This is a genomic window from Streptomyces sp. DSM 106670, from assembly GCF_055792845.1.
The window spans coordinates 4,866,766-4,886,585 of record NZ_CM147704.1 but is presented as its reverse complement, the minus strand read 5'-3'; the positions used below and the strand labels follow the sequence as shown (position 1 = coordinate 4,886,585).

Here is a 19,820-nt window from a genome sequence, read left to right as displayed (position 1 = left end):
GCTGAGAGAAACGAAACCGCGTCCTCGCGCACGCTCGGGCCGTCCCTGTACGGACCTGTCGGCAAGCGACGAGGAGCCCCCATGAACCAGACCCTTTCCCGCCGGACCGCCGTGCGCTCACGCGGCCGCTCGCTGGCGGCGGCCTGTGCGCTGGCCGCCGCCCTCGCCCTGACGGCCACCGCCTGCTCGGGCGGCGACGGCGGCGGTACGAAGGACGGCGGATCGGCGTCCGGCAGCGAGAAGACGAAGGAGGACCAGGCGCTGGAGCACCGCAAGTGTCTCCGGGACCAGGGCCTGGACATCCCCGAGCCGAAGCCGGGCCAGGACGGCATGGGCGTGACCATCGACGGCGGCTCGATGGGCAAGAAGGAGATGGAGAAGGCGTTCAAGGCCTGCGAGGACAAGGCGGTCGGCGGCGGGCCCAAGGAGCTGTCGCAGGCGGAGAAGGACAAGTTGGTCGCCTACGCCCGGTGCATGCGCAAGAACGGCTTCGACATGCCCGACCCGAAGTTCGACGGCGGGGCGATGCAGGCGGCGCCCGCGATGAAGCCGAAGGACATGAAGAAGTTCGAGAAGGCCAACAAGGCGTGCGAAAGCGTCGGCCGATGAAGCGCGGACGGGCCGTGACGGCGGCGGTCGCGGTGGCGGTGCTCGCCGCGACGGCCGGTTCCCTCGCCCTCACCCGGCTCGGGTCCGACGAGGAGAGCGGCGGGGCGAAGAACACCGGCCTGCCCCCGGCCACCGCCCCGGTCGAACGCGGGGACCTGCGCGACAGCGCCCAGGCCGACGGGACGCTCGGCTACGACAAGGAGCGCAAGGTCAACGCGGGCGCGGCGGGCACCATGACCTGGACACCGCGCACCGGTTCGACCGTGGAGCGGGACGAGCGGCTGTACGAGATCGACGGCCTGCCGGTGCGTCTGATGTACGGCTCCGGGCCGATGTACCGGACGCTGAAGGCGGGCGACAAGGGCCGGGACGTGGAACAGCTGGAGCGCAATCTCGCGGAGCTGGGCTACACGGGCTTCACCCCGGACGACGAGTACACCGAGCTGACGGCGGCGGCCGTCAAGCGCTGGCAGAAGTCCCACGGCGCGAAGCAGACCGGGAAGGTCGGTCCGGCGGACATCACGTTCGCGCCGGGGAAGGTCCGGATCAAGAGCATCGGGGCGGGCGTGGGCGAACAGGCCCAGCCCGGCGCCCCGGTCCTGGAGACGACCGGTTCCGAACGCATCGTGACGTTCCAGCTGGACGTGGCCGAGAGCCAGTTGGCGAAGGCGGGCACGAAGGTCACCGTGGAACTGCCGGACGGCACGACCGCGCCGGGGAAGGTCTCCTCGGTCGGCCGGACCGCGAAGCAGGGCGACGATCCGCAGGACGACAGCCCCAAGGTCACGCTGACCGTGTCCTTCGACGAGCCGGACGAGGTCGACGGCTTCGACCAGTCTCCGGTCACGGTGAATCTGACGGGCGAGACCCGTGAGGACGTCCTGACCGTGCCGGTGAACGCGCTGCTCGCCCTGCCCGGCGGCGGCTTCGGCCTCCAGGTCGTCCGGGGCGGCACGGTCCGCGAGGTGAAGGTCGAGCTCGGCATGTTCGCGGAGGGCCGGGTCGAGGTGTCCGGCGGCGGTCTGCGCGAGGGCGTGAAGGTCGGGGTGCCGAAGATATGAGCACCGGCACCACCACGGGCCCGGCGCCCCACCCCCGTACGGTCGTCGCCCTCTCCGGCGTCACCAAGGAGTACCCGGGCCCGGTCGCCGCGCTGCGCGGGGTGGACCTCACCGTCGGGGAGGGCGAACTCCTCGGCATCGTGGGCCCGTCCGGCTCCGGCAAGTCCACGCTGCTGCACATCATCGGCACCCTGGACCGCCCCACCGCGGGCTCCGTCCACATCGCGGGCCACGACGTGGCGGCGCTCTCCGACCGCAGGCTCTCCGCGCTGCGGGCCCAGCATGTGGGCTTCGTCTTCCAGGCGTTCCACCTGGTGCCGGGCGTCAGCGCCCGCGACAACGTGGCGGAGGGCCTGCTCTACTCCGGCCTCTCCCGCTCGGTGCGCCGCCGCAGGGCGGCCGAGGCCCTGGACCGGGTCGGCCTGGCGGACCGCCTCGACCACAAGCCGCACCAGCTGTCCGGCGGCCAGAAGCAGCGGGTCGCCATCGCCCGCGCGGTGGTCGGCGAGCCCGCGCTACTGCTGGCCGACGAACCGACCGGGGCGCTCGACTCGGCGTCGGGCGAAGCGGTGATGGAGCTGCTGCGGGACCTGAACCAGGAGGGGGCCACGATCGCGGTGATCACGCACGACACGGAGATCGCGCGGGAGTTGCCGCGCGAGGTGCGGATCCGGGACGGCCGGGTGGTCGCGGACGTGACCCACGGGACGGCGACGACGGGAGCGGGCCGGTGACCCGCACGGACCGGGGCCGGGACAGGCTGAAGGCGGCCCGGCTGAGCCCCCGGGACGTGGCGCACGTCGGCTCGTCCGGTCTGCGCAGCCGGCCGATGCGGGTGGTGCTCTCCGCCCTGGGCATCGCCATCGGCATCGCGACGATGATCTCGGTGGTCGGTATCTCCGCCTCCAGCCAGGCCCAACTGCTGCGCGAACTCGACAAGTTGGGCACCAACCTGCTCGTCGCCTCGCCCGGCGAGTCGATGTTCGCCGGGGAGGAGGTGAAGCTTCCCGAGGAATCGGTCGGGATGGTGGGCCGGATCAAGGGCGTCCAGGACGTCGGCGCGACGGCCGATCTGAACGCGTCCGTACGCCGCAACGAGAAGGTCGACGAGGGCGACACGGGCGGGATCGCGGTCAAGGCGACGACGGCCGACCTGCTCCGGGTCCTGCGCGGCGAGGTGGGCAGCGGCCGCTGGCTGAACGCGGCGACCGGCCGCTACCCCTCCGTGGTCCTCGGCCATGTGTCGGCGGAGCGCCTGGGCATCACGGAGCCGGGACAGCAGGTATGGCTGGGCGACCGCTACTTCACGGTCACCGGCATCCTGGACCCGCTGCCGCTCGCCCCGGAGATCGAGCGTTCCGCGCTGGTCGGCTGGGAGGGCGCGAAGCGCCTGCTGGGCTTCGACGGCCACCCGACGTCGGTGTACGAACGCTCCACGGACGCGGCGGTGGGGGACGTCCGCAAGGTGATGGCGGCGACGATCGACCCGCAGAACCCGCAGAACGTGAAGGTCACCGACCCGTCGTCGGCGCTCCGCGCGAAGGCGGCGACCGAGGGGGCGTTCAGCAGCCTGCTGCTGGGCCTGGGCGGCATCGCCCTGCTGGTCGGCGGGGTCGGGGTGGCCAACACCATGATCATCTCGGTCCTTGAACGGCGGTACGAGATCGGCCTGCGCCGCTCGCTGGGCGCGACGAGGGGCCAGATCCGCATCCAGTTCGTCACGGAGTCGCTGATGCTGTCGGGCCTGGGCGGCCTGGCGGGCGTGGCGCTGGGCGCGACGGCGACGGGGGTGTACGCGCACTCCGGCGGACTGCCCTGGGTGGTCCCGCTGTGGGCGGTCGGCGGCGGCTTCGGCGCGACGCTGGCCATCGGCACGGTGGCGGGCCTCTACCCGGCGGTCCGGGCGTCCCGGCTCTCCCCGACCCTGGCACTGCACGCGGCGTGAGGAGGGCTCCGGCGGGTTGCCGGAAACAGGCAGGCAGCGGCACGGGCCGCTGCCTGTTCCTGTCCTTGTCCTTCCGCCCTCGCGCAGCGCAGGCTGAGCAGGGGGGCGTAGGGGTGCCACGCCCGTAATGAAGAGAGCGGGGGTGGCCGGGTGAGACATATACCCGTGTTCCGGTGGGTGCTGGCCTTGGGACTGGCTCTGATCACCTGGTCGGCGTTCCTGTACGTGACCGCGCCGGACCTCCCGGAGCTGGAGCAGATCGATCTGACCGTGCTGGCGGAGAAGCCCGACGGCACGTGCACGGTCGCCTACGCGAACCCCTTCGCGTTCGACGACGAGCGCGAGGGACCGTACCGCTGCGACGCCCGCCGCAGCTCGTCCCTCAAGGCGCCGGAGTACGACCCGGGCACCGGCTTCGGCTGGGAGAGCGGGTGGGTGATCGCGGAAGGACCGGACAAGGGCGAGCTGTACTCCCTGGACGAGGGCGGCAAGGAGCGCGACGAGCAGATCGAGCGCTCCGACGCGTTCATCACGGCCGGGCTGGTCCTGACGATCACCGGCCTCGTCGGCGGCAACATCCGCTCGCTGCGCCGGATGCGCGGGGTACGGCCCGGGGTGCTCCGCCGGGCCACGAGGCTCAAGGAGGCCGCCGACGCGGCGGCGCGGGACCACCGCCGGGCCCTGGAGGCGGTGCGGACCGCCTGGGAGCCGCTGCACCAGGAGCTGGTGGACGGCGAGCTGGGCCGGATTCCGGTGAGCCGGATGCGGGGCCTGGCCGAGAAGCGGCTGCGGGCCCAGGAGTTGGAGGAGGGCGGCGTCCGTACGGTACGGGACGTACTCGACGCCGGGACGTGGGCCCTCGCGCAATTCCTCGGCATGGAACGGAACACGGCCGAACGGACGATGGACGCGGCCCGGCGGACGGCCGACGCGGTGGGCCGGGAGGTGACCGTACGGTTCGACGCGGGCGGCCCCGAACCGCGCACCACCGCGCTGCTCGCCGCTCTGCGGGTCCTGGTGGACGCCGGCCCGGACGCACGGGAGGCCGGACGCGTGGGCGGGGAACTGGCCGCCCGGCTGGAGCCGCTGCTGATCACCGCCGAACCTGCGGCCGGGGTACGGGAGACGCTGCGGGCGGGACCGTACGAGCGCGACAACATCCTGGCGGCCCTGACCAAGCTGCGTCTCGTACTGGCCGAGGCCGAACGGGAGGGCCTGGCGGAGCGGTTCGCCCAGGCCTCGGTCGACCTGCTGCGCGGCCCGGACGCCGGCGCGGACGAACTGGCCACCTGGACGGACTTCGAGTCCCGCCCGGCGGCGTACTACGCGGCGCTGGCGGAGGCCGTCGAGGACACGGACCACGAGGAGGGCCGTGCGTCGGCCCGGACCCCGGACGGAGCCGGGCTGACGGGCAGCCGCCGACTCCGCAGGTGAGACGCCGGGCCCGGCAGTCGGCGTACCTGGCGCCCCGGACGTCCCGGCGCCGCGCCGGCCGTCGGTACCGGCCCGGAACCGGGCGTCGCGGCAGACGGCAGGCGGCAGACGGCAGGCGGCAGGCGGCAGGCGGGAATTGCCGGACCGGCGCTAACCGCCCGCCGCCCGGGTCACCTGCGCCAGGTCGACCGCCCCCGCGACCCGGGCCGCGACCGTCTCCGCGTACGCCGTGTCCGGGCGTTCGAAGGCGGCCCGGTTCGCCGCGCGGAGGAACGTCAGCACGCCCAGCGTCCGGCCCCGGCTCCGGAGCACCGCGCAGAGCGCGTGCGCCGCGTCCCGGGGCCAGCGGCGTTCGGTGGCCCAGGCCGTCGCGGCGGCCTCACCGGCGCCCGCGCTCGTACGGACGGTGCCGGTGCGCTCGACCGACTGGAGGGCCGGGTGGCCGGGGCCGTACCGGGCCGGGATGGAGCCTCCCGCGACCGGCAGACACGGGCCGGGCGCGTCGAACGGCGTGGCGGCCGTACGCACCAGGCGCTCGCCCGCCACCAGGTCGACCAGGACGTGGTCGGCGAACCCGGCGAGCGCGAAGTCCAGCAGGGAGGTCGCCGCCTCCATCGGGTCCTCGCACTCGGAGGCCGTACGGGCGGCCCGGTGCAGCTGGCTCGCCCGGAACCGCAGCCGGTCGGCCTCCTGTTCCGCGAGCTTGGCGGCGGTGACGTCCCGGAACAGCCACCCCACTCCGAGCGGAACCGGCTCCTCCGTCAACGGCGAGGCCAGCCGCAGGAATCCGCTGCGCCAGCACCGGCGGCGCTCGCCCTCCGCCGTCCGCAGCGTCACCCACAGCTCGGCCGGGGCGCTCGGCGCGCCTTCGGCGAGCACATGGTGCAGGGCCGCCTCCAGCTCCTCGACCCCCTGGACGACCAGCTCGCCGAGCGGGCGGCCGAGCAGCCTGGTGCGGCCTCCGCCGAGCGCACGGGAGGCGTACGCGTTGACGACCGTCGGGCGCAGGTCGACGTCGACGAGGACCACGCCCCAGGACGCGTCCTCCAGCAGCGCCTCGCTCAGCGCGATGGCCCGCTCCAGGTCGATCTGGGCGTGCACCTCGCTGAACGCGCAGTAGACCCCGGCCGGCTTCCCGTCCGCGCCGCGCACCCCGGCCGACTGGGTCCGCACCAGCACCCGGCCACCGTCCTTGCGGAGCAGCGCGAACTCGTGCACCTGCCGCCCCGGCGCGTCCATGGCCGACATCAGCCGCGCCCGCACCTCGTCCGCGTCGGCCCGGCGCACCGCCCAGCCCGCGAAGCCGGCCCGGCCCACGGCCTCCTGCGCCGACCAGCCGAGGATGCGTTCGGCCTCGCGGTTCCAGTGGGTGACCGTGCCGGCCGCGTCGAACGCGCAGAGCGCGGCGTCCATGCCGTCGAGCAACGCCGCGAGCAGCTCGGACCCGTCGGGCGCCCCGGGGATGCCGCCCTCGCCGGCCGAGGCCCCGGGGTCCGTGGAGCATCCCGGCGGCCCGCCGCCGGAATCCTCGTCAGGACCGAGCTCGTCGGTGGTCCCGCTGCTCCTGGAAGCACCCACTCCGCACCCCCCGCAGAACGTGTCGGCCGTTTTCCCACGCGTCGCCGCGTGTATTGCTGCACGTCAGACCATTCAACTCGAACGTGACCCAGCACACATCAACTTCACGGAAATCATTTCTCCCGCCACCGGCCTCCCGATGGTTTCGCGCCATGCCGCGAACGCCTCAGGAGCGGGCATCGGAAGCGGGCATCGAGCGGTCCGGTGCGGGGAGTTCACCGGCGGCACGGCGCTGCGTGGCGATGCCGTCACACGGAGTCCACCGGGCGCGCCCAGCCTTGGGTCGCCCTCGTCCGCCCCGGCCCGGCCTCGCCCCCGACCTCCCGGCCTCGCCTCCGACCTCCAGGAGCCCTCCGTGACGCCCTTCCGCACCGCACGTCCGGCGGCCGCGACCACCGTGGCCGTCTGCGCCGCGCTCGTGACCCTCACCGCCGCGGCCCCCGCGCCCGCACCCGCCGCCGCCCGGCAGGACGCCTCCCGCCCGCTGCCCGCCGTCACCCCGCGCGCCGAGACCGCCACGCTGTACGACGACGAGGAGGGCGGCAACGCCAACGCGGACGACCCCGCGATCTGGCGCAACCCCGCCGACCCGGACCGCAGCCTGGTGATCGCCACCGCCAAGGAGGGCGGGCTGCGGGTCTACGGCCTGGACGCCCGCCTCGTACAGTCGCTGCCCGCACCCGCCGCGCCCGGCCCGGACGACGCGCCGGGCCGCTTCAACAACGTCGACCTGGTGCACGGCATGCGGCTGGCCCCGGACCGGAACACGGGCCCGGACGCGGGCCGGGGGAAGGACCGTACGGCGGATCTGGCCGTCACCAGCGACCGGGGCCACGACCGGCTGCGGATCCACCGCATCGACCCGTCCCGCCCGGGCGGCCCGCTGACCGACGTCACCGACCCGGCCGCGCCCCGGGTGTTCTCCGCCGGCCAGGACGAGGTCGACGAGCAGACGACGGCGTACGGTCTGGCCACCTGGACGGACCGCCGCAGCGGCCGTTCGTACGCGCTGGCCAGCCGCCGCAACCGGACGTCGATCGCCCTGCTGGAGCTGCTGCCGACCCGGTCCGGCACGGTCACGTACCACAAGGTCCGCAGCATCGACCTGCCCTCCTCCTTCCGGCTGCCCGACGGCACGGCCTGGACGCCCTGCGGCGAGCCGGGCGAGCTGCCCCAGGTCGAGGGGATGGTGGTCGACCCGGCCGACGGCACGCTCTACGCCGGCCAGGAGGACGTGGGCATCTGGCGGCTGCCCGCCGACCTGCGGGGCAAGCCGGTGCTGGTCGACAAGGTCCGTGAGTACGGGGTGCCGGGGACGTACGACGAGGAGAGCGAGGAGTGCGCCCCCGGCACGGACCCGGGCTTCGGCGGCACCCGCATCGCGGCCGACGTGGAGGGCCTCACCCTGCTCCCCGAGCGGAACGGCGACCGCTATCTCCTGGCCTCCAGCCAGGGCGACGACACCTTCGCCGCGTACGCCCTCTGGACCGGCCGCGGGAACCGGACCCTTCCCGGGTACGCGGGCGGCTTCCGGGTGACCGCCGCCTCGGCGACGCTGGACGGGTCCGAGGCCTGTGACGGCGCGGCGGTCCTGAACGAACCGCTCGGCAGCCGGTACCCGGGCGGCCTGCTCGTCGTCCAGGACGGCGAGGCCACCCCGGCACAGGAGGGCCGGGAGGCCACCGGCTTCAAGTTCGTGGACCTGCGGAAGGCCCGGGGCGCCCTGGGCCTGACGCGGGCCGCCGAATAAATAGCTTGAACCGCGAACCGGACGGCTCCTAGGCTGTGGGCAGCGAAGAAAGGAGGTGTTCCGGAAGTGATTTCTTCTCGGACTCGTGAGGTGACTGCGGGCTGACGCCCGTCGTCGCGCTCTTTGCAGTGCATGGCCGGACGCCGGCCAATCCCAAGCAGTCACCGACCCGCAGGCTCGCCGGTAAGTCCGGCCGGCTCCTCTGTGCACGGAGGAACCAGAGCCTGCGGGTTTCTGCGTTGTCGGCGCGGGCAGCGGCCGCCTACGGGCAGAGCCGCTCCACCCGCCACGGGCCGCCGGACGCCCCGTCGCCCTCCCTGACGTACCGCAGCCGGTCGTGCAGCCGGTTCGCGTGCCCCTGCCAGAACTCGATCGTCCCGGGCACCACCCGGAAGCCGCCCCAGTGCGGCGGGGCCGGCACCTTCTCGCCCTCCGGATAGCGCGCGGCCAGCTCCTCGTACCGCGTGACGAGCTCCTCGCGGGAGCCGACGACGCTGGACTGGGCGCTGGCCCACGCGCCGAGCTGGGAGCCGTGCGGGCGGGTGCGGAAGTAGGCCACGGTCTCCTCGCGGGAGGTACGGGAGGCGGTGCCGGTGACGATGACCTGGCGGGCCATCGGGTGCCAGGGGAAGAGCAGCGAGACATGACCGTTCGCGGCCAGCTCGCGGCCCTTGCGGGAGTCGTAGTTGGTGAAGAAGACGAAGCCCCGGTCGTCGTACTGCTTGAGCAGCACGGTGCGCGAGGACGGGCGGCCGTCCGGGGTGGCGGTGGAGACGACCATGGCGTTCGGCTCGTGCAGCACCCCGCCGACGGCGACCTGGCGGAACCAGCGGGCGAACTGGTCCATCGGGTCGGGGCTGAGGTCACGCTCGGTGAAGTCCTCCGAGCGGTACTGCTCGCGCATGGCCGCCGGATCGGTGGTGGAATCGTCGGGGAAGGGGCCCGAAGAACCTTCTGGTGTGGGCACGGACCCATCCTGCCGCAGCGGCGGAGTGTGCCCGGCGGGGAGGGCCCGTAACCACGCACCGTCGAAATGGAGTCCTGTGCCGGATGTCACGCTTCCCCGCTCCGTGGGAACCCGCCAATATCTTGGGGCAGGCCTCGTGGGAGCCCTGGGGCCGTAGGGACTGTCGCCCATCCGCCCGCCGAACTGAGGGAGCCGCCTGATGTCCGACTTCGTACCCGGTCTTGAGGGAGTCGTCGCGTTCGAAACGGAGATCGCCGAACCGGACAAGGAAGGCGGTTCGCTCCGTTACCGAGGGGTCGACATCGAGGATCTCGTCGGCCATGTCTCGTTCGGGAACGTGTGGGGCCTGCTGGTGGACGGGGCGTTCGATCCCGGTCTGCCGCCCGCCGAGCCGTTCCCGATCCCCGTGCACTCCGGTGACATCCGGGTCGACGTGCAGTCGGCGCTGGCGATGCTCGCGCCCGTCTGGGGCCTGAAGCCGCTGCTGGACATCGACGAGGCGACCGCCCGCGACGACCTGGCGCGGGCGGCCGTGATGGCGCTGTCGTACGTCGCGCAGTCGGCACGCGGCCAGGGACGGCCGATGGTGCCGCAGAGCGAGATCGACAAGGCGCAGTCGGTGGTGGAACGGTTCATGATCCGCTGGCGCGGCGAGCCGGACCCGAAGCATGTGAAGGCGGTCGACGCCTACTGGACGTCGGCGGCCGAGCACGGCATGAACGCCTCCACGTTCACCGCCCGGGTCATCGCCTCGACCGGCGCGGACGTCGCGGCGGCCCTGTCCGGCGCGGTGGGCGCGATGTCGGGCCCGCTGCACGGCGGCGCGCCGTCCCGGGTCCTCGGCATGATCGAGGAGATCGAGCGCACGGGCGACGCGACCGCGTACGTGAAGCAGGCCCTGGACCGGGGCGAGCGCCTGATGGGCTTCGGCCACCGCGTCTACCGCGCCGAGGACCCGCGCGCCCGCGTCCTGCGCCGCACGGCCCGCGAGCTGGCCGCGCCGCGCTTCGAGGTGGCGGAGGCGCTGGAGAAGGCCGCGCTGGAGGAGCTGCACGCGCGGCGTCCGGACCGCGTCCTGGCGACGAACGTGGAGTTCTGGGCGGCGATCGTGCTGGACTTCGCGGAGGTCCCGGCGCACATGTTCACGTCGATGTTCACGTGCGCCCGTACGGCGGGCTGGTCGGCGCACATCCTGGAGCAGAAGCGCACGGGCCGCCTGGTGCGCCCGTCGGCGACGTACATCGGCCCGGGGACCCGGGACCCGCGCGAGATCAGCGGGTACGAGGACATCGTCGCGGGCTGATCCGGGGACGGGGTTACGGGGCGGGGCACGGGCCCGAGCCGGGGATGGGGTTACGGGGCGAGGCACGGGCCGAGCCGGGGACGGGGTTACGGGCCCGAGCCGGGCTCGGGTCCGGTGAAGGCGCCGGCACCGGGTACGAGTACCGGCACGGCTCCCGCCCCGAGGAGGCAATCGTGCCCACCGCTCCACGACCGCCGCGACCGTCCCTGACCCTGTCCTGCACGGTGCTCGACGCCCCGGACGCGGCGGAGCTGGCGGACTTCTACCGCCGCCTCCTGGGATGGGAGACCGTGCAGGAGGAGCTGGGCTGGGTGCAGATCGTCCCGCCCGGCGGGGGCTCAGGGCTGGGTTTCCAGACGGAGGAGGCGTACGTGCCCCCGGTCTGGCCCGCCCCGGCCGCCTCCCCCGGCGACCAGCTGATGATGCTGCACCTGGACTTCGAGGTGACGGACCTGGAGGCGGGCGTGGCGCACGCGGTGGCGGAGGGCGCGACACCGGCGGAGTTCCAGCCCCAGAGCGACGTACGGGTGCTCCTCGACCCGGTGGGTCATCCGTTCTGCCTGGTCGTGAGCGGAAAGGTCCCGGGTCTGCCTCCGGCGATCAGCCCCGAGTGGGTGGCCGAGCAGACCCGGGAGCTCGCCGAGCAGGACCGGGTGACGGTCCAGGACACGGTTGCTCCCGACCTTGGCGGGACGGCACGGCAGGCTGAGCCCGACCCTTCGTCGTAGCCCGGGGCCGCCCCGACACGGCAGCGGTGGCGGTGGAGGTGGGGGGCGGACGCGTCGTCGGCCCGGCTCAGACCTTCCCGCTCACGAGGACCGTGCGGTGGCCGTCCAGCCGGCGGCCGAACTCCGCGAGGAAGGCCGCGGTGAGGTCGGGCCACCCCCAGAAGGTGAAGCCGAGACCGCCGAAGGCGAAGCAGTGCTCCATTCCGTCCCAGTCGACGAGCGGGGACGACGCGTCGCAGTGCGCGCACCGCACGAGGGCCTCGCCGCAGCCCTCCTCCCAGTCGGCGATCGCCTCGGAGAAGGGGTCCCAGGCACCGGGTATATCCTCCCAGGCCTTGTCCTTGAACTCGATGTCCCGCTCGCAACGCGGACATTGGGCCGAGGACGGGTCGGCCCACTGCCCGGAGTCGAAAACAGTGCGGGTGACGACCACATCGAGCGCCCCGCCCTGCCAGGGCTCGCCCCAGCCGCTGCTGTCGACGACCTCCCGGATACGCGGCCCCGGCGGATATCCGGGGCCGCCGCCGAGCGCGGGCTCGGTGCGGTCGGGCCCGATCACGCCCTCGGCCACGAGCCAGGCGACTACGCGCGCGGCCAGCGGGGCGGCGTCCGCCTCGGTGACATCGCGGTCGACGACGGTCTGGAAGTAATCCCCCACGGCTCCCCCTCCAACTCACCGTTCTCTGCGACCCGTCCGGTCTCTCCGGTCTCTCTCCGGCTCTCTCCGGCCCGTCCGGATCCACCTGGATCGGCTCTTCGACTCCACTGGCCCCCACTCTGCCACCCGCCACTGACAGTTCAGGCGGGCTCGCCCCGACGGACGGCGATGACGTTGTCGGTCACGGTGGCCGTCTCGCCGCCGGGCCCGGTGGCGGTGCGCCGGGGCGCGTGGCAGCGCTCGGTCCGCCAGCCGTCGCCGAGCCGCAGGGAGGCGAGTACGTCGTCGGGGGCGGGGAACCGTACATCCTCGTGGCCGTCCCGCCAGGACCAGGGCGCGAGCGAGGCATGCTCGACCAGCACCAGGAGGCCGCCCGGGGCGACGGCCCGGGCCGCCCGCCGGAGCACCTGCTCACGGGGGATCTCCACAGGGGTGTGGAAATAGCTGGCGGTGACGAGTTCGAAGGTCCCGTCGGGAAAGGACCGGGCCAGATCGTGCCGGCTCGGGTGGACCCGGTCGGCCAGCCCGGCCGCGTCGGCTCCGGCGGCGACCCGGCCCAGGGCGGTCGCCGAGACGTCGACGGCGGTGACGTCCCAGCCGAGCGAGGCGAGCCAGAGCGCGTCGCCGCCGTGCCCGCAGCCGAGGTCCAGCGCCCGGCCGGCACCGTCCGGCGCGGGGGCCAGGGCGGTGACGACGTCGGCGAGGACGACGTTGGGCTTGGTGCCCCACTGGGCGTCCATGCCGGCGTAATGGCTCTCCCAGAAGCCGGCGGAGTCGGTGGCGCCGGTGGCGCTGGCGCTGGTTCCGGTGCTGTCGCTGCTCATCGACCATGCCTTTCCCTCGGGCGGCCGCTCCGGATGAACGCCCCGCTCAGCAGGAAGGTGCGCCACACCCTGCCGCACTTGCAAGGTCCCATGCCATTTCGGCAACCTGAAGGCATGGGTGACACGGGAAGCAGGGACGACGTACTGGCCGCGGTGGGCCCCCGCCTTCGCGAACTGCGGCGCAAGCACGGCATGACGCTCGCCGAGCTGGCCGAGCGGACCGGGATCAACGAGAGCACCCTGTCCCGCCTGGAGGGCGGCACGCGCAAGCCCACGCTGGAGCTGCTGCTGCCGCTGGCGGAGGTCCACGCGGTCCCGCTGGACGAACTGGTGGGCGCGCCCCGCACCGGCGACCCGCGCATCCACATCCGCCCGGTCACCCGGGACGGCCTCACGTACGTACCGCTGAGCCGCCCCGGCGGAGTCCAGGCCCACAAACTGCTGATCCCGCCGCGGCCGGACACCGAGCCGACCCTGCGCACCCACGAAGGCTTCGAGTGGCTGTACGTCCTGGCCGGGCGGCTCCGGCTGATCCTCGGCGAACGGACCCTCGTCCTGAAGCCCGGCGAGGCGGCCGAGTTCGACACACATGTGCCGCACTGGCTCGGCCCCGACGACGACCGCACCGTGGAACTCCTGGTCCTCTTCGGCCACCAGGGCGAACGGGCCCACCTGCGGGCCCGCCAGGAGCCTTTGCGAGGATCGCCCGATGGGACCCACTGACGCGGCATCCGTACGCCACTCCCCCTCGACCTGGCAACAGCCGTGCCCCGCACCGGCGTCGGCCGAGCGCAGCGCCCTGACCGAAGCGCTCGCGGAGCGCGTACGGGCCCTCGGCCCGGGCCGGCTGCTCGTGGGCATCGACGGCTTCACGGCGGCGGGGAAGACGAGCTTCGGCCACGAACTCGCCGCGCGCCTGGCAGAGTCGGGCCGCCCGGTGCTCCGGGCCACGCTGGACGACTTCAAGAACCCGTGGAGGGACCGCCACCTGTACGACCGGGAGTCGGGCGAGGGCTACTACCGCAACGCGTACGACTACGACGCGGCCAAGCGCCTCCTGCTGGACCCCGCCCGGAGCCCGGAGGCAGGGTCCTGCTCGCTGTGCTCCATAGACCCGCTGACCCAGCAGAACCACGCGGCCGACACGACACCACTCACCCCGGACTCGGTGCTGATCGTGGACGGCGTGTTCGCGTTCCGGCCGGAGATCGACGCGTACTGGGACTTCCGGATCTGGATGGACGTGGACGCCGAACTCTCCGTACGCCGGGGTGCGGAACGCGACCAGAACTGGGCGGGCTCGGACGCGGAGGCCATCCACCGCGACCGCTACCTGGTGGCGGAGCACCTGTACCTCGCGGAGGTGGACCCGCTGCCGAGGATGGACGCGGTCGTGGACAACACGGACTTCGCGCGGCCGAGGCTGATCACGGGCTGACCGCGCGCCCGCTCCCCTCGACGGAGCAGGCGCGTCGACCGGCAGGCGCGTCGACCGGCGGGGCAGGCGCGTCGACCGGCGGGCCCCAGGGCCCCGGTGCCGGCAAATCCATGTGCTTCGTCGGGCGGGGCCGCGCTATCGTCGATGACATGAACGTCACCGGCACAAGCACCACCGCGACCGCGCGAGCGACCAGCTCGCCGGCCGCCGCCGCCTGACCTTCCCCATCCCCCCGGCGACCGGAAACGGTCCGTCGGCAGTGCCGTGGAGCCTCTGGCCCCGGCCGGGTGACTGAACGGGTCCCGTTCTCCGGTGCCTCCCCGCCGCAACGCGAAGGAGCCACTCCCATGCGTACGGACCAGCTGATCAGCACGTTCGTCGAGTACTACGAAGAGCGCGGCCACCGCCGGATCACCGGCTCGACACTGCTGCCGCCGCCCGGCGACCCCGTGCTCTTCACCACCTCGGGCATGCACCCGCTCACCCCGTATCTGGAGGGCCGCCCCCATCCCCTGGGCAAGCGGCTGGTCAACGTACAGCGCTGCCTGCGCACCACCGACCTGGACGAGGTCGGTGACGCCACCCACCTGACCGTCTTCGAGATGCTCGGCACCTGGTCGCTGGGCGATTACGAGGGCCCGCGCAGCCTCGACTGGGGGTACGGGCTGCTCACCGAAGGCCTGGGCATCGATCCCGGCCTGCTGCACGCCACCGCCTTCGCCGGTGACGACCGGACGGGTCCGGACACGGCTTCCGTCGAGATGTGGCAGCGCCTGGGCGTGCCGGTGGAGCTCACCGTCGAGGACAACTGGTGGTCCAACGGACCGGTGGGCCCGTGCGGACCCGACTCGGAGTTCTTCCTGTGGAGCGGCGACGGCCCGCCGCAGTCGACGCCCACCCGCGACGACCGCTGGGTGGAGGTGTGGAACCACGTGACGATGACCCACCGCCGCCTCGACGACGGCTCTCTCGTACCGCTGCCCCAGCGCAACGTCGACACCGGACTCGGCCTGGAACGGCTGGCCTCCCTGCTCCAGGGCAGGTCGTCCGTCTTCGAGTGCGACGTCTTCGACCCCTGGCGCCGCCTCGTACCGGCCCTGTGGACCCTGGACGAACCTTCCCTGCGCCTGGTCTGCGACCACCTGCGCTCGGTCGTCGTGCTGCTGGGCGACGGCGTGCGCCCGGCCAACACGGGACGGGGCTATGTGCTGCGCCGCCTGCTACGACGCGTCCTCACCGTGCTCCGGCAGGGGCAGGCCCCCTCGCACGGCATCGGCGACCTCCCGGACGAGCTGATCCGGCACACCCTGGACCACTTCCGGCAGGACATGCGCCCGAGCGAGGTGCGCCGGACGCTGATCGACGAGGAGCAGCGCTTCGGCCGGCTCCTGGAGCGCGGCCGGGGAGTCCTCGCCAGGCCCAGGTTCCGGGGCCCGCTGACCGAGGAGGACTTCCACTACCTCCACGACACCCACGGGCTGCCCCGCGAGCTGATCACGGGGCTGCGCGAGGAGTGAGGCGGGAAGCGCATCGCGCCTACCCGTGGTGAGCTGCCCGGCCGGGAAGCTCACCACGGGACCGGCCCGTACTCACCGGCTCAACGCGAGCAGTTCGTCGACCACCATTTCGCCACCATCACCATCACCGGCACCGGCACCGGCACCGAGATGGGCGATGGCCGAAAACGGCGCGATGACCCGGCTCCAGGCATGGAGCCGGTCACCGTCGAGCCCGCACGCCGCCGCCACACGCGCGCAGCGGGCCTCGACGCCCTCAAGCCCGGCCCCGGCCACGACGTAGTCCCCGGCGTCGAAGCACGGGTCGCCGACGCAGGCTTTCGGGTCGATGGCCAGGAGGCCGCGGTCCGCGCCGCCGTCGAGCGCATTGCCCAGGTGCAGGTCGCCGTGGAGCAACACGGTGGTCGCTTCCGTGTCCAGCAGCCGTTCGCACCGCTGGATGGCCCTGTCCCACAGAGTGGCGTCCATCCGTGCGCGGATCGCAGGCTCGGACAGCCGCCTTCCGACCCGGGCGAAGGACTCCTCGCACCGACCGCGCAGCACCCGCGTGAGCTGCGGGGGCGGTGCGACACCGTGCAACGCGGCGAGCAGTTCCGCCCACTGCTCGGGGAGGGAGGCCGCGGGCATGTACTCCGCCAACGTCCCGGGCAGGATCTCCTCCAGCACCATGGCGCCGGCCTCCTCGTCGGCGGCCAGCACGGCGGGCACCCGGCCCGAGGCGGCGAACCACCCCAGCATCCGGACCTGTTCGGCCATGAGGTCCCGCTCCGGGCTGACCTTGAGCACCGCAGGCGTACCGTCGGGCCAGCGGCACCGCAGCGCGACCGACGAAGCACCGTCCGGGAGGGGCCCACCGAGCGCAAGTCCCCACCGGGAGGCCAGCCGCGCGATGAGATCCGGCGTACCGGCGCACCATGCGGCGACCTGGGGACCGAAGCGAGGGACCAGCCGTGCGGTGACGCTCTCCACATCCACCAGCAGTCGATTCACACGGGCCAGTGTTCCGCTCACGCGATCCGCGTCCACTGCTTTTCCACCGCGCACCGCCCACCACCCACCGCACGCGCAGAAGCGCCACGCCCGCCCGCGACCGGCGCGGCACAATGGCCGGATGACCGGCAGACGGACCACCCATCGCACAGCGGACGGCGTCCGCATACCCGGAACCTGGCGCCACGCCTTCATCCGCAACGGAAGCTCCTACTTCCTCACCGACCTCGTCATCTACGCCGACGGGCTCATCGACTGCTGGGGTCTGGTGACCTTCGAGGAGTTCGAGGAGAAGCTCCGGACCGGCTGGGTGGCCACCACGTTCCCGGAAGGCGCCGAGGCGTCCGCGCACGGTCTGGCGCGCTGGACGTTCGGCGAGCCCCGGAGTCAGCTCACGCCCGAGCTGTTCGCCGCCGAGGTCCGCGACACCATCGCCCGGTTGAACGGCCGCCCCACCTCGACCGAGCGCTGCCTGGCCGCCGTGGACGTCTTCCTCGCCGACCGGACGGAGGAGAACCGGGCGGCGGTCCGCGACGCCTTCCTGTCCATCCCGGCCTCGAAACGCCGTTACGCCCTGGGGGACATGGACAGCAAGGACTGGCCGCTGCGCGTGCTGGCGGCAGGGCCCGGCGGCACGACGTACCTGCCGCCCGACCCGCCGGTCACCCAGGACTCGTACGACCGGGCTCTCGCGTACTTCGAGGACCGGGCCCGTTGGATGGCCGTACGGGACACACAGGCCCGCGCGGACGGACCGACGGCTCCACGCAGCCCGGCGGTCCGGCTCCACCACTCCTTTCCGCGCGAGCCCGAGGCCCACCCCGGTCAGCTCGGCCTGCGCAACGACTACCCCGCCCCGATCACCGTGCGGGAGATCGTCTACCCCTCGGTCGCCCACGCCTACTGGGCTCTGTCGGTCGCCGATCCGGAGTCCCACGACGCGGTCGCCGCGGCGGACACCTCTGCCGCAGCACGCAAGCTCGCGGCCGGCGCATCGCGCCGCGAGGACTGGGCCCACGTACGCACCGCCGTCATGACCGGCCTGCTGCGCGCCAAGTACGACCAGCACCCCGAGCTGGCCGAGATCCTGCTGGCAACGGACGACGCCACCCTGATCTACGAAGACGTGGACTCGACCTACTGGGGCGACAGCGGCGGCCGGGGCCGCAACTGGACGGGCCGTCTCCTCGAACTCGTCCGCTCCGAACTCCATATGCGGGGAGCCGGGCTCTCCGGCTTCTGACCGGCTGGCGGGCGTCGGCGGAAGCACCTGACCAACGGGGCTTCGCCGCGGCGAAAACGTTCACCACGGCGAATCAAGTCTGCGCGGGTTCCGCCTTGGCGCAGGCCGAACACGGCTTTATGAACGGTGTGCACGGAGTACCGTCCGTAAATTCGCCGTGCTTCCGCCCCACCGGGACCCGGTAAGGAAAAAAAGGGGGTTGGGAGCACCTGGCACGCGAGCGCCCACGCCTGTCAGTTCCTGTTGAGCGTGCGGGATACGCCGGCGACGACCGCCGTGGTGAGAAGCCAGCCGATGGCGATCAGGAGATACGACAGCCACTGTGTCGCTCCTACCCAATGCCATGCGCTGCGTTGGCCGAGGTCGCCGATGGGGAAGAGCAGGTCGACGGTGTAGACCATGGGGTTGAACGGGTCGCCCTCTCCGGACTTCGTTTGGATCGGCGAGCGGACGCTGAACACCAAGGTGCCGAGCAGGCAGAGCGCAGCCATCCACAGGGCGGCCAGCCATGAGCGGTATCCGTACCCGACGGTGGCGTCGAGCAGGTACCCCCACAGCCGTCCGACTGGGGCCAGGGTGCGGCGTCGGTGACGTTGCTTCTCCAGGAGCACCCTGCGGGCGGCATCGTCGCGGCCGGCCTGGCGGTAACAGGTAGCAAGTTGTTCGTACGGCTGCGGGGCATAGCCCGGATTGCGGCGGATCCACGCTAGGCGGTGGGCCACGTCCTCCTGCGGGGATGTGCTGTCGGACTGGAGGGAACCGTAGACGAGACCGTCCGTCCGCACCTCATGCGGCCAGCTCCGCTCGCCATCGCGCAGAGTGGTGACCCTGGCGCCCTGAAGGTCCACCCCTCCCGTGGGCGGAGCGGCGAGCGTGAAGTCGAAGGTTCCCACCTGCATCCCGACGCCGAGCAGCGCCGTGTCGCTGCCGCCGAGGTGGGCCTCTTCAAGGGTGAGGAGGTCGGGTATGTGAGCGCCCCGCAGCCGCAGGGATCCTCGCGCGCTGAATCCATTGGACATGTCCACCACTGGAGCTGTCAGATTGTCCGCCATCAGTGCCGCGCCGCCGGGGTTCTCCAGCCGTGCGCCCCGCATGAACAGGCCGCCGGACAGCTGCGCCCCCGGCAACCGCATCCCGCCCCACGCGGTGAAGCCGTCCCGGCAGTAGATGCCGCCGCCTGTGGCCAGTCCTCCGGCCCACACCGCCCACCCTCCGGGCGCCAATATCCGCGTCCCGTCCATGTCCAGTTCCCCGGACACGTGAGCATTCATGAGGGAAAGACGGCCCGTCTCCATCACTGACCCGTCCAGGTCGAGGTGGCCTTCGATGCGGGCCAGTTCGGCCTCCACCCCGGGGACCCAGCTGTCCGTGATGCGGACCGTCCGTGTCGATGCGCCGCCAAGGCTGACCGTGTGCGCCAACCGGCATTCCCTGAGCCAGAGCAGGTGGCTGACCTCCGCACCCGCCAGATCGAGGTGGCCAGTGATGTGTGCGCCTGCGAGGCGCAGGGAAGCGACACTGCTCGACCGCTCTGTGTTGCCGCCGAGCAGTAGGGCGACGACAACCCCGGCGCGGACCGTGCGCTCAGGGCCCCAATCCGCTCCGGCGGCGGGATCGTCGTCCTCGGGCGTACCGGTGCGCAGATCCACCCACCGCCCTTGAGGAAAGGAGTCCCACAACGTGCGCTCAGTCGCTGTCAGTTCGTCGTAGTTCAGCACCGCTAAAGGCTACGGCTGCGACGGGCGTCAAGGCGCGGGCGGTCGCGCGGGCGGGGT

General features: G+C 72.8%; 18 protein-coding genes. 12 read left to right on the top strand and 6 right to left on the bottom strand.

All coding sequences use genetic code 11. The annotated features are described in order from the left end of the window. The first annotated feature begins 81 nt into the window (after window positions 1–81). From ACSMXR_RS21610 to ACSMXR_RS21590, 5 genes are all read left to right on the top strand, one after another. A complete protein-coding gene (locus tag ACSMXR_RS21610) occupies window positions 82–609 on the top strand; it encodes a hypothetical protein (RefSeq protein WP_364888560.1) in 528 nt (175 codons plus the stop codon). Next, window positions 606–1,670: an efflux RND transporter periplasmic adaptor subunit gene (locus ACSMXR_RS21605; protein ID WP_473169712.1), complete on the top strand. Its 1,065-nt coding sequence runs from the start codon at window positions 606–608 to the stop codon at window positions 1,668–1,670. The genes ACSMXR_RS21610 and ACSMXR_RS21605 overlap by 4 nt, the downstream gene beginning before the upstream one ends. Beyond that, window positions 1,667–2,404 (top strand): ABC transporter ATP-binding protein, encoded by a 738-nt coding sequence (locus tag ACSMXR_RS21600; RefSeq protein ID WP_473169711.1) that lies wholly within the window; start codon window positions 1,667–1,669, stop codon window positions 2,402–2,404. The genes ACSMXR_RS21605 and ACSMXR_RS21600 overlap by 4 nt, the downstream gene beginning before the upstream one ends. Continuing rightward, a complete protein-coding gene (locus ACSMXR_RS21595; protein ID WP_473169710.1) occupies window positions 2,401–3,615 on the top strand; it encodes an ABC transporter permease in 1,215 nt (404 codons plus the stop codon). Before ACSMXR_RS21600 ends, ACSMXR_RS21595 begins: the two co-directional genes overlap by 4 nt. Before the next feature lie 177 nt (window positions 3,616–3,792). Further along, window positions 3,793–5,049 (top strand): hypothetical protein, encoded by a 1,257-nt coding sequence (locus ACSMXR_RS21590; RefSeq protein WP_473172424.1) that lies wholly within the window; start codon window positions 3,793–3,795, stop codon window positions 5,047–5,049. Between the two features lie 150 nt (window positions 5,050–5,199). Here ACSMXR_RS21590 and ACSMXR_RS21585 read toward each other — a convergent pair whose 3' ends face one another. After that, window positions 5,200–6,627 carry a PAS domain-containing protein gene (locus tag ACSMXR_RS21585; RefSeq protein ID WP_473169709.1) on the bottom strand — a complete coding sequence of 476 codons (1,428 nt, stop codon included), beginning with the start codon at window positions 6,625–6,627 and terminating at the stop codon, window positions 5,200–5,202. A 355-nt stretch (window positions 6,628–6,982) separates the two neighbouring features. On the opposite strand from ACSMXR_RS21585, the gene ACSMXR_RS21580 reads away from it, so the two are divergent. Then, window positions 6,983–8,377 carry a phytase gene (locus ACSMXR_RS21580; RefSeq protein ID WP_473169708.1) on the top strand — a complete coding sequence of 465 codons (1,395 nt, stop codon included), beginning with the start codon at window positions 6,983–6,985 and terminating at the stop codon, window positions 8,375–8,377. Between the two features lie 262 nt (window positions 8,378–8,639). On the opposite strand, the gene pdxH is transcribed toward ACSMXR_RS21580, so the two are convergent. Next, on the bottom strand, window positions 8,640–9,281 hold the full coding sequence (gene pdxH / locus ACSMXR_RS21575) for a pyridoxamine 5'-phosphate oxidase (RefSeq protein WP_473172423.1): 642 nt from the start codon (window positions 9,279–9,281) through the stop codon (window positions 8,640–8,642). Between the two features lie 262 nt (window positions 9,282–9,543). Between pdxH and ACSMXR_RS21570 the strand changes: the two genes are divergently transcribed. Continuing rightward, window positions 9,544–10,647 carry a citrate synthase 2 gene (locus ACSMXR_RS21570; protein ID WP_030083225.1) on the top strand — a complete coding sequence of 368 codons (1,104 nt, stop codon included), beginning with the start codon at window positions 9,544–9,546 and terminating at the stop codon, window positions 10,645–10,647. Between the two features lie 173 nt (window positions 10,648–10,820). Continuing rightward, window positions 10,821–11,375: a VOC family protein gene (locus ACSMXR_RS21565; RefSeq protein ID WP_381790678.1), complete on the top strand. Its 555-nt coding sequence runs from the start codon at window positions 10,821–10,823 to the stop codon at window positions 11,373–11,375. 67 nt (window positions 11,376–11,442) lie between these two features. Here ACSMXR_RS21565 and ACSMXR_RS21560 read toward each other — a convergent pair whose 3' ends face one another. Continuing rightward, window positions 11,443–12,033 carry a hypothetical protein gene (locus tag ACSMXR_RS21560; protein WP_473169707.1) on the bottom strand — a complete coding sequence of 197 codons (591 nt, stop codon included), beginning with the start codon at window positions 12,031–12,033 and terminating at the stop codon, window positions 11,443–11,445. 140 nt (window positions 12,034–12,173) lie between these two features. Further along, window positions 12,174–12,857 carry a class I SAM-dependent methyltransferase gene (locus ACSMXR_RS21555; RefSeq protein ID WP_473169706.1) on the bottom strand — a complete coding sequence of 228 codons (684 nt, stop codon included), beginning with the start codon at window positions 12,855–12,857 and terminating at the stop codon, window positions 12,174–12,176. A gap of 114 nt (window positions 12,858–12,971) precedes the next feature. On the opposite strand from ACSMXR_RS21555, the gene ACSMXR_RS21550 reads away from it, so the two are divergent. The 3 genes from ACSMXR_RS21550 (at window position 12,972) to ACSMXR_RS21540 (ending at window position 15,812) form a co-directional block, all read left to right on the top strand. Continuing rightward, window positions 12,972–13,580: a helix-turn-helix domain-containing protein gene (locus tag ACSMXR_RS21550; protein ID WP_218525190.1), complete on the top strand. Its 609-nt coding sequence runs from the start codon at window positions 12,972–12,974 to the stop codon at window positions 13,578–13,580. After that, on the top strand, window positions 13,567–14,295 hold the full coding sequence (locus ACSMXR_RS21545) for a nucleoside/nucleotide kinase family protein (RefSeq protein WP_473169705.1): 729 nt from the start codon (window positions 13,567–13,569) through the stop codon (window positions 14,293–14,295). The genes ACSMXR_RS21550 and ACSMXR_RS21545 overlap by 14 nt, the downstream gene beginning before the upstream one ends. Before the next feature lie 347 nt (window positions 14,296–14,642). Beyond that, a complete protein-coding gene (locus tag ACSMXR_RS21540; RefSeq protein WP_473169704.1) occupies window positions 14,643–15,812 on the top strand; it encodes an alanine--tRNA ligase-related protein in 1,170 nt (389 codons plus the stop codon). Between the two features lie 72 nt (window positions 15,813–15,884). On the opposite strand, the gene ACSMXR_RS21535 is transcribed toward ACSMXR_RS21540, so the two are convergent. After that, window positions 15,885–16,781, bottom strand: a complete 897-nt coding sequence (locus ACSMXR_RS21535) for an aminoglycoside phosphotransferase family protein (protein ID WP_473172422.1) — start codon at window positions 16,779–16,781, stop codon at window positions 15,885–15,887. A gap of 142 nt (window positions 16,782–16,923) precedes the next feature. Here ACSMXR_RS21535 and ACSMXR_RS21530 point away from each other — a divergent pair, with 142 nt between their 5' ends. Then, window positions 16,924–18,045: a DUF7638 domain-containing protein gene (locus tag ACSMXR_RS21530; RefSeq protein WP_473169703.1), complete on the top strand. Its 1,122-nt coding sequence runs from the start codon at window positions 16,924–16,926 to the stop codon at window positions 18,043–18,045. A gap of 233 nt (window positions 18,046–18,278) precedes the next feature. Here the strand turns inward: ACSMXR_RS21530 and ACSMXR_RS21525 are convergent, their stop codons facing one another. Next, window positions 18,279–19,763: an oxidoreductase gene (locus ACSMXR_RS21525; RefSeq protein ID WP_473169702.1), complete on the bottom strand. Its 1,485-nt coding sequence runs from the start codon at window positions 19,761–19,763 to the stop codon at window positions 18,279–18,281. Window positions 19,764–19,820 lie beyond the last annotated feature (57 nt).

Coding starts and splice junctions, on each gene's coding strand:
- ACSMXR_RS21545 (WP_473169705.1), top strand. CDS start 13,567: ATGGGACCCACTGACGCGGCATCCGTACGCCACTCCCCCTCGACCTGG.
- ACSMXR_RS21530 (WP_473169703.1), top strand. CDS start 16,924: ATGACCGGCAGACGGACCACCCATCGCACAGCGGACGGCGTCCGCATA.
- ACSMXR_RS21555 (WP_473169706.1), bottom strand. CDS start 12,857: ATGAGCAGCGACAGCACCGGAACCAGCGCCAGCGCCACCGGCGCCACC.
- ACSMXR_RS21610 (WP_364888560.1), top strand. CDS start 82: ATGAACCAGACCCTTTCCCGCCGGACCGCCGTGCGCTCACGCGGCCGC.
- pdxH (WP_473172423.1), bottom strand. CDS start 9,281: ATGCGCGAGCAGTACCGCTCGGAGGACTTCACCGAGCGTGACCTCAGC.
- ACSMXR_RS21550 (WP_218525190.1), top strand. CDS start 12,972: ATGGGTGACACGGGAAGCAGGGACGACGTACTGGCCGCGGTGGGCCCC.
- ACSMXR_RS21570 (WP_030083225.1), top strand. CDS start 9,544: ATGTCCGACTTCGTACCCGGTCTTGAGGGAGTCGTCGCGTTCGAAACG.
- ACSMXR_RS21600 (WP_473169711.1), top strand. CDS start 1,667: ATGAGCACCGGCACCACCACGGGCCCGGCGCCCCACCCCCGTACGGTC.
- ACSMXR_RS21605 (WP_473169712.1), top strand. CDS start 606: ATGAAGCGCGGACGGGCCGTGACGGCGGCGGTCGCGGTGGCGGTGCTC.
- ACSMXR_RS21540 (WP_473169704.1), top strand. CDS start 14,643: ATGCGTACGGACCAGCTGATCAGCACGTTCGTCGAGTACTACGAAGAG.